The following is a 14,838-nucleotide window of genomic DNA, read 5'->3' as shown; positions in this document are numbered from 1 at the left end:
ATGCTGGAATTGTCTTCTATCTCGAAATCTTTCGCCGACGCGCTGGTGCTCGATAACCTTAATCTGACCGTGGCGCCGGGAAGCCGTACCGCCATTGTCGGCCCGTCGGGTTCCGGTAAAACCACGCTGCTGCGGATTCTTGCCGGTTTTGAAACCCCCGACAACGGGCGAATCGTTCTGCAGGGCAATACCTTGTTTGCCGAAGGCGTGTTTGTGCCGGCGCATCAGCGCGGGATCGGTTTCGTGCCGCAGGAAGGGGCGCTGTTCCCCCATCTTAACGTCGCAGATAATATTGCCTGGGGACTCGATTGCAGTCGCGAAGAGAAACGCCGTCGGGTGGCCGCACTGATGGAGATGGTGGCGTTAGATGCGACATTAGCGAACCACTGGCCGCATGAAATTTCCGGCGGCCAGCAGCAGCGGGTTGCGCTGGCGCGCGCGTTGGCCCAGCGGCCATCCCTGATGTTGCTGGATGAACCTTTCTCGGCGCTGGATACCGGGCTGCGGGCGGCGACGCGCAAAGCCACCGCCGATCTGCTGGCCGAGGCTGGCGTAGCCTCGATCCTGGTCACTCACGACCAGACGGAGGCGCTGTCGTTTGCAAGTCAGGTCGCGGTGATGCGGCAGGGGCGTTTCGCTCAGGTAGGGACGCCGTTCGAGGTCTACTCGCGTCCGGTTGACGAGGCCACCGCGCTATTTCTTGGCGATGCGCTGGTGCTCGACGCCGAGCTCATGGAAGGGCGCGCCCGTTGCGCCATCGGCGAGTTGCCGACCGACGATCCTCACGCCAGCGGCCGCGGACGCGTGATGTTGCGCCCGGAACAACTGCGGGTGTCGTCGTGCGCGCCGCAGGAGAGCGCCTTTCGCATCGTGGATGTCGATTTCGCCGGCCATATCTCGACGCTGACCGTGAGCGCGGCGGGGCAATCGATGCCGCTGGTGCTGAAAACCGTCAGCCAGGCCGCCTGGCAAGCTGGCGCCGCGGTTCGCCTGGACGTTATTGGTCAGGCGCGGATATTTTGCGCATAGCGGTGAAAAGCTGAACGTTCAGCCGGGATAAAAATTGATTTGGCGCGGAGATGCGTTAATTCGCTGCTGATGTAGCACATTGTGCTAATTACGCTACCAGCGAACGCTTTAGTATCCGCGCCACTGATCTCGTCGCCATGGAGTGGTAGGTCGTTGGAATATTTCCGCGGGGTCAGTCCATTCTTATTGCGGTGCGAGCTGGAACTGTGATTGTCTCTCCGGCCAGCGCCGCTGGCCGGAGAGCGAGCTATAAATCCAGCACTAACCGGCCGCCTTTAGCGCGTGAGCAGCAGATCAGCATACTCTGCTGGCTGGCTTTCTCTTCATCGCTGTAATACTGATCGCGGTGGTCGGCTTCGCCCTCCAGAATCATCGTTTCGCAGGTGCCGCACACCCCTTCGCGGCACAGACATTCCACTTTCGCCGCTTTGTTATTCTCGATCACCTGCAGAATGGTCATATCCTGCGGCACGGTAAATTCGCGTCCGGAACGCGCCAGCACCAGGGTAAATGCCTCTCCGCCTTTATCTTCAACGATAAATTGCTCAAAGTGCAGCTGGCTGGCGGGAACCTGATACCGTTCGGCGGCGGCTTTCACCGCCTCGTTAAGCGCTGCCGGGCCGCAGGTATAGATGTGGGTGCCGGGTTCGATATCGGCGAACAGGCGCGACAGGTCGAGACGGCTGCCGAGCGCTGATATGTGAATATCGACCCGGTCGCGCCACGGCGCTGCGCTGAGCGCATCGACGAAAGCATTATTGTCGGCGTCGTGGAAACAGTAGTGCAGCTGCCAGTCAGCCTGCTGCTGTTCCAGTTCAGGAATATGCGCTAAAAACGGCGTAATGCCGATGCCGCCGGCGATCAGCAGATGCTTGCGCGCCTGCGGTTCGATGGCGAACAGGTTGTTGGGGGTGGACACCGTCAGGGTATCGCCCGGTCGCACCTGCTGATGCATAAAACGCGAGCCGCCTTTGGAAGGCGACTCAAGACGCACCGCAATCTGCCAGCTGGTGGTATCCAGCGGCGAGCTCATGAGCGAATAGGCATTGCTGTAGCGCTGCTCGCCATCCTGCATCTGGACGATAATATGGCTACCGCCGCTGAATCCCGGCAGCGGGGCGCCGGTCGGCGACACCAGCGTAAAACGCTTAACCTGGGCGGTGATCTGTTCAACATCGCGAACGATCGTCTCAAACATTTGATAATCAGACATCGCGGAACTCCATCAAAAAATCCCGGCGTGACCAGTGCCGTCGCCGGGAGAGGATATTTACAACCCCTGGCAGAGATACTTCATCTCCAGGTAATCTTCGATTCCGTGTTCCGAGCCTTCGCGGCCAAGACCCGACTGTTTCACTCCGCCAAATGGCGCGACTTCGTTGGAAATCAGCCCGGTATTGATGCCGACCATGCCGTATTCCAGTTGCTCGGAGACGCGCCAGATACGGGCGGCATCGTTGCTGTAAAAATAGGAGGCGAGACCGTAGATGGTGTTATTGGCCTGCTTGATGACCTGCTGCTCATCCTCAAATTTCACCAGCGCGGCCACCGGGCCGAAGATCTCTTCCTGCAGCAGCAGTGACCTCGGCTGTACGTCGCCGATAACCGTAGGGGTGAAGAAATTACCGCCAAGCGGATGCGCTTTTCCGCCGGTTAACAGCGTGGCGCCGCGGCTCATGGCGTCGTCGAGCAGGGACTGCACTTTGCGTCCGGCATCGGCATTTATAAGCGGGCCAATCTGGACATCGGACTCGCTGCCATCGCCCACTTTCAGGGCGGCGACGCGGGCAACGAACTTATCGCAGAATTGGTCGTAGACGGCGCGATGAATATAGAAGCGGTTGACGCAGACGCAGGTTTGCCCGGCGTTGCGGAACTTGGCGATCAGCGCCCCCTCGACCGCTTTATCGATATCGGCGTCGTCAAAGACGATAAACGGCGCGTTACCGCCGAGCTCTAAAGAGAGCTTTTTGATGGATTCCGCGCACTGGCGCATCAGCACGCGGCCGACTTCGGTCGAACCGGTAAAGGAGAGCTTACGCACCCGCTCATCGCCGGTGAGCACCGCGCCAATCTCACGCGACTGGCCGGTGACAACGTTAATGACGCCCTGCGGGATCCCGGCCTGATTCGCCAGTTCCGCCATCGCCAGCGCGGTAAACGGCGTTTCATTGGCAGGCTTAATTACCATCGTACAACCCGCGGCCAGCGCCGGGCCGGCCTTACGGGTGATCATCGCCGCCGGGAAGTTCCACGGGGTGATCGCCGCGCAGACCCCCACGCCCTGGCGGATCACCATCAGGCGTTTATCGGCGCCGGGGGAAGGGATTATTTCGCCGTTGGCGCGTTTCCCTTGTTCGGCAAACCACTCAATAAACGAGGCGGCATAGGCGATTTCGCTTTCCGCTTCCGCCAGCGGCTTGCCCTGCTCGGCGGTCATTATCTGCGCCAGCGCGGTCTTGTTTTCGAGGATCAGGCGGTGCCAGTTCTTCAATAGCGCGGCGCGCTGGGCGGCGGTAAGCGCGCGCCATGCCGGCAGCGCGGCTGCGGCGGCATCCACCGCCTGCTGCGCTTCCGCTCGTCCCATATTGGGGATTTGGCCGAGCATCGCGCCGGTGGAGGGATTGCTGACGGCAAGCGATGTACCGTCGGCGGCGTCGCGCCAGCTTCCGGCAATCAGCGCCTGCTGGCGAAACAGATTTGAGTGAAATACGGACATGGCTAACTCCTTCAACAATTACGGCTGGAACACCTGGGCGACCAGATTGTGGAAATGCGCGATCCCGTGCTCGGAGATCCCGCTGCCGCTGTTATCCGCCATAATGCGCCCCTGTCCACGATAGCCGCGGGACTTTAGCCCTTTCTGCACGCTTTCCACCAGGCGCAAATCTTCCGGGCGGAACACGTCGCGATACCACTCAATCAGCGCTTTCTGCTCGTCGGTCAGCTCTTCGTTGGTGAAATAGATGTCGTAATTCTGCAGGGTGGTCTCTTCATCCACCGGGAATTCATAAATGACGGTCATCATGCCCTTGATCGGCGTGACGTTGAGCATGGTGCACGGCCACAGCCAGAAACCGTGGAACGCGGCGTCGGTGCCTTCTTCGAATTTAAAGGACTGCTCGGACGGTTTGGCGAAGCCATACTGCAGCGTCCATTTGCCGTGCATGGTGTGCCAGTAACGGTCAACCTGCACGGAATCCGAGAAGCCTGGATGCGCAGGACCGCAGTGGTAACATTCCAGATAGTTATCGACGATATTTTTCCAGTTCGCCGGGGTAAGAGTGGTAAAGCGCGCCGCCAGTTTCAGCTCATGAACATCCGGGCAGGCTTCCAGCACTTTGTCCTGCAGCCCCGGTAGCTGCGTTTCCACGCTCTCCGCTTGCGGGTTCATATTGATAAACACAAAGCCGGCATACTCTTCAAGGCGAACCGGCACAAGCGTTGCCTTATCGCTATCGAAATTCTCCACGTTTTCGCAGTTGCGGGCGTGGGCGAGATTGCCGTCCAGCTTGAAGGCCCAGGCGTGATAGGGGCAGGTAATCACGTTTTTGGCTTTACCCTCGCCGCTCAGCAACTGGTGGCCGCGGTGCGGGCAGACGTTATAGAAGGCGCGCAGAATGTTGTCGCGCCCGCGGACGATAACGATATTTTCGCCGATGATCTCCCGGGTAATGTAATCGTTCGGCCTGGCGACTTCGCTGCCGTGGGCGACGCAAATCCAGCTATTGGCGAAGATACGCTCTTTCTCGTGCTCAAACGCCTGGCTGTCGGTGTAAAAACGGGCCGGAATGGTCCAGGCGTCCTGTGGGTTGGCGCAAAAGTTAATCGGCAGGGTAAAGTCAGGGCTTAAATTGCTCATGTAGGGTCACCTTGTGATTATTGTCAGTAAGCGTTTTTTACAGCGACTGGCCGTCGCCTTTGAGTACCGCGCCAACCGGCAGCGTCTCGGCTTTAACGATCGGCTCGGGCGTATGGGTTTCTATCTGATGCACAGGCACGTGGGCGTAGTCCTGTTTTAGCCAGCGTACAAAGCCGCCGGTCTTGATCAGTAAAATGGCAAGGAACGGTAAGGCGGTTAGCACCACGGTGGTTTTCATGGTTTCCAGCGAAGCGCCGGTAAACAGAATCGATAGCGGGATAAGGGTTATCACCACGCACCAGAACAGGCGCATGCCGCGATCCGGATCCTCGCCTTCGCGCAGGTTACGGGTACTGGTCGCCGCCATGGTGTAAGCCACCGCATCCATGTGCGAAGCGAGGAAAACAATCATCACGAACAGATAGGCGGCGAGGAACAGCTTGCCCGCCGGCAGCGACATCAGCACCTGCTGGACGGCGGTTTCGCCGCCGAGGGTCTGCATGACCTGCGGCACGTTAATCACGCCGTTGACGAACTGATGCATGGCATAGCTTTCCATCACCCCGAAGAAGAACCAGCAGCCGACGGTGCTGCCGAGGATAAGCCCCCAGATCACCTCTTTAATCTTACGGCCGCGGGAGACGCGGGTGACGAACATCGCCACCCCAGGGGTATAGGAGATCCACCACAACCAGTAGAAGACGGTCCAGTTGCGGGTAAAGGCGCCGTCGCCGAGCGGGTCGGTAAACAGGCTCATCTGCAGAAAGTTTTGGCTCGTCAGACCGATGGCGTTGATGATGTTATTGGTGATGAACTCGGTCGGGCCGATCAGTAATACCACCAACGGCAGCAGGAACGCCCCCCAGCCGACCATTTTGCTCAGACGCTGCAGGCCGTTGTTGATACCAATCCACGAACTCATGCAGAAAATACCGCCGGAGAGCAGGATCACAAACGCCTGGACGGTGAAGTTATCCGGCAGTCCGGTGAGAGCTGACAGGCCGCGGGTGAAGGTGGCGGCTGTGACCACCAACGAAATGGTTAACGCGCCGACGGTGGCGATCAGGAACATCAGATCGACCAGGCGGCCCCAAAAGCCCTGCGGATTAACGCCGGTGATCGCCGAAATGATCCCGGAAAGGCTGAGGCCCTTATTTTTCCGCACGTGGAAGTGATAGGCCATGATCAGCGAGGCGAGGGTGTAGGTCGCCCACGCGCTAATGCCCCAGTGGAAGAAAGAGTACGGGATGCTGTATTCCAGCGCTTTTGCTGAATGCGGCGCAATATTCAGGCCAGGGGTCTGGTAGTAATAAGCCCACTCGGCAACACCCCAGTACAGGGTAGAGGAGCCGAGTCCGGCGCAGATAAACATAAACAGCCATGAGAGAGTGCTGTACTCGGCTTTGCCTTCGCCGAGCCGGATATTGCCGTATTTGCTGGTGGCCAGATATAACACCAGTCCCAGCGCCAGCAGCACCAGCACCTGTACCGCGGAACCCAGCAGGCGGGTGACGCCGTTAAAAATCGAATTAGCCGCCTGGGCGGTTTGTTGGGGGAAGAGACTTAATGTAGCGGCGATGAAAACAATGGCCGCCAGGCTGATGACAATCAGCGGCACATCTTTTTTCTTTACGTTGCTCAACATGAGTGATCTCCTGGGCACGGTTGCCCGTCGGTGGCTTTAGCCTGTCGTTGTTATCACGCTGTAGGGTCAGGGTTCGTAGCAAAATGCTATTAACAATTGGATTATTTCTTCGTTACATGAATTAAACAATTGGCCGATTCGTGAAGCAATAAAACACGGAACGGAAATAATAAAAGGTGAATTGGCGCAGGTTCTTTCCTTTCAGGAATCAATAAAGTTCGCCGCTGTGATGCGGTTCACTTGTCAATCGTGGGGGATTCTGCATTCAGAGGAGAGAGGGGAGTTGGCAGGCCAGGCGTGCGGGTTTTCCCGGGTAGCGGCTACGCCTTACCCGGGCTACTCGCGGTGCCGTTTATTGCCGGGTGGCGGGTACCGCCTTAGCCGGGTGATATTATCGTGCCATTGTAGCCCCGGTAAGCGGAGCGCCACCGGGGAGCGGCGGGGTAATTACGCCAAAATGGCCTTGCAGATAGCGTCGCTGACCTGCTGCGTTGAGGCGTTGCCTTTCATGTCCGGGGTTTTCGGCCCGCTGGCGATCACCTGCTCTATCGCCGCCAGAATGCCGTTGTGCGCGGCATGGTAGCGCTCGTCGCCGTTTCCGAGGAAATCGAGCATCATCGCCCCGGCCCAAACGGTAGCTATCGGGTTGGCGATATTTTTACCGTAGATATCCGGCGCCGACCCGTGAACCGGTTCGAACAGCGACGGGAAGGTCCGCTCTGGGTTCAGGTTAGCCGACGGCGCAATACCGATAGTGCCGGTACAGGCCGGGCCGAGATCCGACAGAATATCGCCAAACAAATTGGAGCCGACGACCACGTCGAAACGTTCCGGCTGCAGCACGAAGCGGGCGCAGAGAATATCGATATGCTGCTTGTCCCAGCGAATTTCAGGATAGCTTTTGGCCATCTCTTCCACGCGCTCATCCCAGTAGGGCATGCTGATCGCAAGGCCGTTAGATTTGGTTGCTGAGGTCAGCGTTTTACGCGGGCGGCTTTGCGCCAGCTCAAAGGCGTAGCGCAGGATTCGGTCAACGCCGCGGCGGGTGAAGACCGACTCCTGAATCACCACTTCATGCTCGGTGCCTTCATTGGCGCGGCCGCCGAGGGCGGAATATTCGCCTTCGGTATTTTCGCGCACCACGTAAAAATCGATGTCGCCGGCCTTTTTACCTGCCAGCGGACAGGGGACGCCGGGGAACAGGCGCACCGGGCGCAGGTTGACGTACTGATCGAACTCACGGCGGAACTTCAGCAGCGACCCCCAAAGCGAGATATGGTCGGGGACGGTATCCGGCCAGCCGACGGCGCCGAAATAGATAGCATCGAAGCCCTGCAACTGCTCGCGCCAGTCGTCCGGCATCATCTTGCCGTGATGGGCGTAATATTCGCAGCTTGCCCACTCCATCTGCTCGAAGCTCAGCGACAGATCCCAACGCTGCGCGGCGGCTTGCAGCACGCGAATACCTTCAGGCAGAACTTCTTTACCAATTCCGTCACCGGGGATGGCGGCAATACGACAGGTTTTTTTCATTCCGGTTCTCACTTTTTAGCGATGATGTTTGACCACCTGCCTATCCTATAATTGACTGGTTCATAATTAATCACGCTAACTGGTGAAACATAAAACACAGATCATGAATAATCTGCCGCTGCTAAATGATTTACGCGTGTTCATGCTGGTCGCTCGCCGGGCCGGTTTTGCCGCCGCCGCCGAGGAGCTTGGCGTCTCACCGGCGTTTGTCAGCAAGCGGGTTTCGCTGCTGGAGCAAACCCTGCATGTGATGTTGCTGCACCGTACCACCCGTCGGGTCACCATTACCGAAGAGGGGGAGCGGATCTACGAATGGGCGCAGCGCATTCTGCAGGATGTGGATGAGATGATGGACGAGCTTTCCGACGTGCGTCAGGTACCGCAGGGAACGCTGCGTATTATCAGCAGCTTTGGTTTTGGCCGTCGGGTGGTGGCGCCGGCGCTGTCGGCGCTGGCGCGCCAGTACCCACAACTTGAGCTGCGCTTCGATGTCCAGGACCGGCTGGTGGATTTAGTCAATGAAGGGGTGGATCTCGATATTCGCGTCGGCGACGATATCGCGCCGAATCTGATTGCCCGCAAGCTGGCGACCAACCACCGTATTCTCTGCGCGTCGCCGCAGTTTCTTGCCCGCCATCCGCAGCCGAAGCAGCTTAGCGATCTGGCTACCTTGCCCTGTCTGGTGATTAAAGAGCGCGACCATCCGTTTGGCGTCTGGCAATTGCATAGCAAAGAGGGTCAGCACGCGATCAAGGTGACCGGGCCGCTCTCCTCCAACCATGGAGAGATTGTGCATCAGTGGTGTCTGGATGGGCAGGGCATTGCGTTACGCTCATGGTGGGATGTCAGTGAAAATATCGCCAGCGGCCATCTGGTGCACGTGCTGCCGGACTACTTCCAGCCCGCCAACGTCTGGGCGGTCTACGTGTCGCGGCTGGCGACCTCAGCCAAAATTCGCACCACCGTGGAGTTTCTGCGCCACTATTTTCAGCAACACTATCCCCAGCAGTGTATCGTCAGCAGCGAGGAAAACAGCCGGCGACCAGCGCCGCCGGCGGAGGGCGTTACAGACGAGTGACGCTCTGCAGAATCGTCAGCGCGCGGGAGAATTGGGCATCCGGGATGGTCAACGGATAGAGGAAGCGAATAACGTTGCCATACTGGCCGCAGGTCAACAACAGCAAGCCCTGCTCCAGCGCCTGCTGCTGGATTTTCTGCGCAATCGCCGCCGACGGTTCGCCGGTCGCCGGATCGAAGAACTCGGCGGCGATCATCGAACCCACGCCGCGCGCTTCCACCAGCGCCGGACACCAGCCCTTAACTTCCTGTAGCGTCGCCAGCAGGCGCTCGCCGAGGAACTGGGCGCGCTCGCACAGCGCTTCGTTATCAATGATATCCAGCACCGCATGCGCGGCCGCCACCGCCAGCGGGTTGCCGGCGTAGGTGCCGCCTAAGCCGCCCGGCGCCGGGGCATCCATAATCTGCGCGTTACCAACCACACCGGAAAGCGGCATGCCGCCCGCCAGGCTTTTGGCCATCGTCATCAGATCCGGTTTATCGACATAGTGATCCATGGCGAACAATTTACCGGTGCGGGCAAAGCCGCTCTGTACTTCATCGGCAATCATCACGATGCCGTGCTCATCGCAGAGGCGGCGTACTGCGGCAACCAGCTCTTTCGGCGCGACGTTAAAACCGCCTTCGCCCTGTACCGGTTCGAAAATAATCGCCGCCACCTGTTTGGCTTCGATATCGGCTTTGAACAGGCGTTCAAGGGCGGTAATCGAATCGGCGGTGCTGATACCGTGCAGCGCTGACGGGTACGGCACGTGGTATACCGAGCCGGGGAACGGCCCGAAGCCCAGTTTGTACGGCGCGACCTTACCGGTTAGCGCCATCGTCATATAGGTACGGCCATGGAAACCGCCGCCGAAGGCGATAACGCCCGGGCGTCCGGTATGGGCACGGGCGATTTTCACCGCGTTTTCGACCGCTTCCGCGCCGGTAGAGAAGAAGGCGGTTTTTGCCGGACCTTTTACCGGCGCCAGTTCGTTGAGCTTCTCCGCCAGCGACACATAGCTTTCATAAGGCACGATCTGATAGGCGGTATGGGTAAATTGCTGTAGCTGCTGTTCAACCGCGGCGACCATCCGCGGATGGCGATGACCGGTATTCAGCACCGCGATGCCGGCGGCGAAATCGATATATTCATTGCCTTCGACATCGGTCAAGGTGGCGTTTTGCGCGCTCTGGGCAAAGAAGTTGCACATAACGCCCACCCCGCGCGGGGTAGCGGAAAGACGACGCTGATGGAATTCATTGTTGCTCATAATAAACACCCTTTAGCAAAAGTTAATCACGGAACCGAACGGCAAATCAGACCCCAAGGCGGTCGCGCAGGCTGTAGTAGGCGGCGCCCATGGCGGTAAAAGGAATTCGCAGGCTGCGCCCGCCCGGGAACGGGTAGTGCGGCAGTTTGGCAAAAGCATCGAAGCGCTCGGCATCGCCGCGCAGCAGTTCTGAAATCAAGCGTCCGGCCAGATGGGTACAGGTCACGCCGTGGCCGCTGTAGCCCTGCATGTAGTAAATATTGTTATCGAGACGGCCGAACTGCGGCATACGCGACAGGGTCAGCAGGAAGTTGCCGGTCCAGCGGTAGTCAATTTTCACCCCCTGCAGCTGCGGGAAGGTTTTCAGCAGTTTCGGCATAATCAGACGCTCTACGTCGTCCGGGTCACGGGCGCCGTAGACCACGCCGCCGCCGTACAGCAGGCGGTTGTCGCCGGTAAGACGGTAGTAGTCCAGCAGGTAGTTACAGTCTTCCACACAGTAGTTTTTCGGGATCAGCGAGCGGGCGAGCGCTTCCGGCAGCGGTGCGGTCGTCACGACCTGAGTGCCGCACGGCATGCTGCGTTTCGCCAGTTCCGGCTCAAGCTTGTCGCCGAGATAGGCGTTACCGGCGACGATCACATAGCGCGCGGTTACCTGGCCGCGAGCGGTACTGACCACCGCCGGACTGGTGTGTTGAATTCGGGTCACCAGCGACTGCTCATACACCCGGCCGCCGTTAAGACGAATGGCGTCCGCTTCGCCGATGGCGAGGTTCAGCGGGTGAATATGGCCGCCGCTGTGGTCGAGCAGGGCGCCGACGTAGCGGTCGCTGTCTACTTCGCGACGAATGGCATGGCTGTCGAGCAGCTCCAGTTGGGTATTGCCGTAGCGCTCCCAGTTGGCTTTTTGCTCTTCCAGCGTTTCCATTTGCTTATGGTTCATGGCCACAAACAGGCCGCCTGGGCGGTAATCGCACTGGATCTGGTAGCGCTGAATGCGCTCGCGAATAATATCGCCGCCTTCGAACATCATGCTGCCGAGCATTTTGGCCGCATCCGGGCCGTAGTTCTTCTCAATAACGTCGATATCGCGGCTATAGGAGTTAACCAGCTGTCCGCCGTTACGGCCGCTGGCGCCGAAGCCGATACGCGCGCCTTCCAGCACCACCACGTCGTAACCCATTTCGGCCAGATGCAGGGCCGAGGAGAGGCCGGTGTAGCCGCCGCCGACGACGCAGACATCACAGGTGATTGATTCCTCCAGCGTCGGGAACGGTTCATATTTATTGGCGCTGGCGGCGTAGTAGCTAGTGGTATGTTCAGTCATGATCAAGACTCCAGAGCAATCCAGATGGTTTTCAGTTCGGTGAATTTTTCCAGCGCGTGCAGCGATTTATCGCGCCCGTTGCCGCTCTGCTTATAGCCGCCGAACGGAACGGTCATATCACCATCGTTGTAGTTGTTGACGAAGACCGAGCCGGCCTTCAGGCGGCGACTCATGCGGTGGGCGCGCGACAGATCGCGGGTCCACACCGCGGCGCCAAGACCGTAGTCGCTGTCGTTGGCCAGCTGCAGCGCCTCTTCTTCGCTTTTGAAGCGCGTGACGACCAGCACCGGGCCGAAGATTTCTTCGCGGCTGAGGGTTGATGTCGGATCGACATCGACGAAAATGGTCGGGCCGACGGCGGCAGGCCACGGATTTTTTCGCCCGTCGAGGAATAGCGTGCTTTTGGTTTCTCCGCCGCGGATAAAGCTGTGCACGCTGTCGGCATGGGCGTTATCAATTAACATTCCCATGGTGGTATCGGGATCGAGCGGATTACCCGGCTGCCAGTTTTGCGCCTGTACTTTCAGTAATGCCAGGAACTCGTCGGCGATGCTCTCTTCCAGCAGCAGGCGGGTGCCGGCGATGCAGACCTGCCCCTGGTTATAGAAGATACCGCCGGCGGTGGCGTTGACCGCTTTTTGCAGATCCGGACAGTCGGCGAAGACGATATTGGCGCTCTTACCGCCCGCTTCCAGCCACACGCGCTTCATATTGCTGTCGCCGGAATCTTTTAGCAGCTGTTTGCCGGTACGTGTGGATCCGGTGAAGGTGATGACTTCAACGTCAGAGTGCAGCGCCAGCGCCTGTCCGGCCTCGTGGCCAAAGCCGCTGACCACGTTTAACACCCCGTCCGGAAGTCCGGCTTCTTTCGCAAGCCCTGCCAGTCGCAGGGCGGTGAGCGGCGATTTTTCCGAGGGTTTGAGTATTATGCTATTACCTGCCGCCAGCGCCGGGCCGAGTTTCCAGCAGGCCAGCAGCAGCGGGAAGTTCCACGGCACTACCGCGGCAATCACGCCAATCGGTTCACGAACGATCATTGCCAGCTCGTTGCCGCCGGTGGGCGCGACCTCGCCATAAACTTTATCCAGCGCTTCGGCGTACCAGCGAATGGCTCGGGCGGCGCCGGGAATATCGTCGCGCAGGCTGTGGCGAATCGGTTTGCCGGTATCGAGCGTTTCCAGCAGCGCCAGCTCTTCACAATGGGTTTCCATCAGGTCAGCAAATTTCGTGAGAACCGCTTTACGCCGGGCCGGAGAGGCCTGCGACCAGTCGCCGTTATCAAAAGCCTGACGCGCGGCTTTCACCGCCCGTTCGACATCGGCTTTTTTACCGCGGGCGACCTGCGCTAATGTCTGCTGTGCGGCAGGGTCGATAGTCTCGAAGGTGGTATTATCGGCCGCGGCGCAATATTCGCCGTTAATAAATAAGCGCGTTTCAATGGCCAGGTTTTTCGCTTTTTCCTGCCAGTAAGCCAGGTGCTGAAAATTCATCATGACTCCTTAAAAACATCATCGGCAAAATATAGGGTTCGGCGTTTTCAGGGGCTCAGGGCGCAGGGCGTCCCCGGGGTAGAAAACCGTCTCTTCGCCATTCACTGGCGTTAATTATCTTTGGGCCAGCAGGAAATAAGATTTCCGCGCTGCGCAGGTATTATTACTGCGAGTTCTTCGCCGCGGCGGAAATATTACATCCGCCGCGACAGGCCTGAAGAAAGCCTGAAACCTGCTCAGGCTAAGAAATCAGAATGTGGTGGGGGTGTGGGCACTGATAATGCGGCAGATACCTGCCGAGGTGTTGCTGAAGCTATGAGGGATGCCGGTATTAATGGCATAGCTCTGTCCAGCCACCAGGTGGTACGACTGACCGTTAATCGTCAGCACGATCTCACCTTCCAGTATGGTGCCTATCTCCTCACCCTGATGCTTAATTCTCTCCCCGGTTGTGGTCCCAGGCTGGTAAGTTTCAAAAATCATCGCCAGCGTACGGTTCGGATTTCCGTTATGAACCAGTTTCATTGAAACGCCCTGACTCCCCATTTCGATAAGATCGTCCTGATTAATGACGACCTGCGGTTCATCCGGCTTTTCGGGTTCAGAAAAGAATTCCGAGAGCGACAGCCCATATACTTTCAGCAGCTTTTGCAGCGTACTGATGGCAGGACTGACTTTGTCCTGCTCTATGGTGCTGATGGCACTATGTGTTAACCCAGACAGTTCGGCGGCACGACGCTGTGAAAGACCCAGCTGTTGGCGGATCTCTGACAGACGTTTCCCTGGCGCCAGTCCGTCATCGCTCATATTTGCATTTCCTTAACTGTAGTGGTCAGAGCCGCCGCTTTTCGGCGACATGGCTCTGACAGGCGGTGATAAAACCATCAAACAACATACGCGACAGGGCGTATTCGCTACTGTTCCATTCAGGATGCCATTGCACGCCCAGCGCGAAAGGGTGGTCGTTGACGCTGACCGCCTCAACCAGCCCATCCGGTGAACGGGCCTCCACGCGCAGACGCGAACCCAGCGTTTTTGCGCCCTGGCCGTGTAGCGAGTTTACCCAAAACGTGTTGCAGCCCGGTATTAACTGAGAAAGTAAACCTCCTTCCTGCACCTCCACCTGGTGGGACGGCGCATACTGCTGCTCCACCGGTAGTTCAGGATCTTCGCGATGCTCCAGCAGTTCCGGCTGTTCAAACAGACGACGATACAGAGTCCCGCCGGTGGCGACAACCAGTTCCTGCAGCCCTCGGCAGATGGCGAAAATGGGGATGCGCCTTTCGAGCGCGGCGTTAATTAGCGCCATGCTCAGAAGATCACGCCCGGGGTCGGCGTCAGGCTCATCGCCGTTTTCACCATAAAGGTGCGGCTGCACGTTGCTGGGGCTGCCTGGCAGGTAGATCCCGTCCAGTTTATCGACTAACGCATCCAGCAGTTCCGGCTCGGCCAGCGCGTGCGGCAGGGCAATCGGCAGTCCGCCAGCGTTAACAATGGCATTCAGGTACTTTTCTTGCAGAGTCTGGGTCTGGTGACCCTTAAGCCTGTTTCTACACATCACGACGCCAATAACTGGCTTGTACATTATATTTTCCATGATCGCCCTCACAAAGTGGACTAAA

12 protein-coding genes are annotated in these 14,838 nt (G+C 58.5%); 2 read left to right on the top strand and 10 right to left on the bottom strand.

The features are described 5' to 3' along the window. Window positions 1-1,029: an ABC transporter ATP-binding protein gene (locus ABLU86_RS17940; RefSeq protein WP_047041772.1), complete on the top strand. Its 1,029-nt coding sequence runs from the start codon at window positions 1-3 to the stop codon at window positions 1,027-1,029. Between the two features lie 247 nt (window positions 1,030-1,276). Here ABLU86_RS17940 and ABLU86_RS17935 read toward each other — a convergent pair whose 3' ends face one another. The 5 genes from ABLU86_RS17935 to ABLU86_RS17915 all read right to left on the bottom strand — a co-directional run bounded on the left by ABLU86_RS17935 (window position 1,277) and on the right by ABLU86_RS17915 (window position 8,069). Then, window positions 1,277-2,242: a PDR/VanB family oxidoreductase gene (locus ABLU86_RS17935; RefSeq protein WP_047058251.1), complete on the bottom strand. Its 966-nt coding sequence runs from the start codon at window positions 2,240-2,242 to the stop codon at window positions 1,277-1,279. Between the two features lie 57 nt (window positions 2,243-2,299). Next, a complete protein-coding gene (locus ABLU86_RS17930) occupies window positions 2,300-3,748 on the bottom strand; it encodes an NAD-dependent succinate-semialdehyde dehydrogenase (RefSeq protein WP_047055954.1) in 1,449 nt (482 codons plus the stop codon). 18 nt (window positions 3,749-3,766) lie between these two features. Next, window positions 3,767-4,891, bottom strand: coding sequence for a carnitine monooxygenase, oxygenase subunit YeaW (yeaW, locus tag ABLU86_RS17925; RefSeq protein ID WP_020079182.1), 1,125 nt, complete (start codon window positions 4,889-4,891; stop codon window positions 3,767-3,769). 37 nt (window positions 4,892-4,928) lie between these two features. Further along, the gene (locus ABLU86_RS17920) at window positions 4,929-6,536 is read right to left on the bottom strand and encodes a BCCT family transporter (protein ID WP_020079181.1); all 1,608 of its coding nucleotides are present in this window, start codon (window positions 6,534-6,536) and stop codon (window positions 4,929-4,931) included. Between the two features lie 447 nt (window positions 6,537-6,983). Then, window positions 6,984-8,069 carry a tartrate dehydrogenase gene (locus ABLU86_RS17915; RefSeq protein WP_015367268.1) on the bottom strand — a complete coding sequence of 362 codons (1,086 nt, stop codon included), beginning with the start codon at window positions 8,067-8,069 and terminating at the stop codon, window positions 6,984-6,986. An 82-nt stretch (window positions 8,070-8,151) separates the two neighbouring features. On the opposite strand from ABLU86_RS17915, the gene ABLU86_RS17910 reads away from it, so the two are divergent. Further along, window positions 8,152-9,147 (top strand): LysR substrate-binding domain-containing protein, encoded by a 996-nt coding sequence (locus ABLU86_RS17910; RefSeq protein ID WP_015367267.1) that lies wholly within the window; start codon window positions 8,152-8,154, stop codon window positions 9,145-9,147. Here ABLU86_RS17910 and puuE read toward each other — a convergent pair. From puuE to puuD, 5 genes are all read right to left on the bottom strand, one after another. Next, window positions 9,134-10,399, bottom strand: coding sequence for a 4-aminobutyrate transaminase (puuE, locus tag ABLU86_RS17905; protein ID WP_032707736.1), 1,266 nt, complete (start codon window positions 10,397-10,399; stop codon window positions 9,134-9,136). The two genes, ABLU86_RS17910 and puuE, sit on opposite strands and share 14 nt — an antisense overlap. A 46-nt stretch (window positions 10,400-10,445) precedes the next feature. Then, a complete protein-coding gene (locus ABLU86_RS17900; protein ID WP_058675570.1) occupies window positions 10,446-11,726 on the bottom strand; it encodes an FAD-binding oxidoreductase in 1,281 nt (426 codons plus the stop codon). Between the two features lie 2 nt (window positions 11,727-11,728). Further along, the gene (puuC, locus tag ABLU86_RS17895) at window positions 11,729-13,216 is read right to left on the bottom strand and encodes an aldehyde dehydrogenase PuuC (protein WP_348796251.1); all 1,488 of its coding nucleotides are present in this window, start codon (window positions 13,214-13,216) and stop codon (window positions 11,729-11,731) included. 249 nt (window positions 13,217-13,465) lie between these two features. Beyond that, window positions 13,466-14,023 carry an HTH-type transcriptional regulator PuuR gene (puuR, locus tag ABLU86_RS17890; RefSeq protein ID WP_002898590.1) on the bottom strand — a complete coding sequence of 186 codons (558 nt, stop codon included), beginning with the start codon at window positions 14,021-14,023 and terminating at the stop codon, window positions 13,466-13,468. 25 nt (window positions 14,024-14,048) lie between these two features. Continuing rightward, window positions 14,049-14,801 (bottom strand): gamma-glutamyl-gamma-aminobutyrate hydrolase, encoded by a 753-nt coding sequence (gene puuD, locus ABLU86_RS17885; protein WP_161798760.1) that lies wholly within the window; start codon window positions 14,799-14,801, stop codon window positions 14,049-14,051. Window positions 14,802-14,838: the final 37 nt, after the last annotated feature.

It is taken from the genome of Klebsiella sp. JN_Kp121 (assembly GCF_040062145.1).
Lineage (GTDB): Bacteria > Pseudomonadota > Gammaproteobacteria > Enterobacterales > Enterobacteriaceae > Klebsiella > Klebsiella aerogenes.
The sequence above is the reverse complement of the archived record's forward strand: the minus strand, read 5'-3'. Positions and strand labels throughout refer to the sequence as shown.

Coding starts and splice junctions, on each gene's coding strand:
- ABLU86_RS17930 (WP_047055954.1), bottom strand. CDS start 3,748: ATGTCCGTATTTCACTCAAATCTGTTTCGCCAGCAGGCGCTGATTGCC.
- yeaW (WP_020079182.1), bottom strand. CDS start 4,891: ATGAGCAATTTAAGCCCTGACTTTACCCTGCCGATTAACTTTTGCGCC.
- puuC (WP_348796251.1), bottom strand. CDS start 13,216: ATGAATTTTCAGCACCTGGCTTACTGGCAGGAAAAAGCGAAAAACCTG.
- puuR (WP_002898590.1), bottom strand. CDS start 14,023: ATGAGCGATGACGGACTGGCGCCAGGGAAACGTCTGTCAGAGATCCGC.
- ABLU86_RS17940 (WP_047041772.1), top strand. CDS start 1: ATGCTGGAATTGTCTTCTATCTCGAAATCTTTCGCCGACGCGCTGGTG.
- puuE (WP_032707736.1), bottom strand. CDS start 10,399: ATGAGCAACAATGAATTCCATCAGCGTCGTCTTTCCGCTACCCCGCGC.
- ABLU86_RS17935 (WP_047058251.1), bottom strand. CDS start 2,242: ATGTCTGATTATCAAATGTTTGAGACGATCGTTCGCGATGTTGAACAG.
- puuD (WP_161798760.1), bottom strand. CDS start 14,801: ATGTACAAGCCAGTTATTGGCGTCGTGATGTGTAGAAACAGGCTTAAG.
- ABLU86_RS17915 (WP_015367268.1), bottom strand. CDS start 8,069: ATGAAAAAAACCTGTCGTATTGCCGCCATCCCCGGTGACGGAATTGGT.
- ABLU86_RS17920 (WP_020079181.1), bottom strand. CDS start 6,536: ATGTTGAGCAACGTAAAGAAAAAAGATGTGCCGCTGATTGTCATCAGC.
- ABLU86_RS17900 (WP_058675570.1), bottom strand. CDS start 11,726: ATGACTGAACATACCACTAGCTACTACGCCGCCAGCGCCAATAAATAT.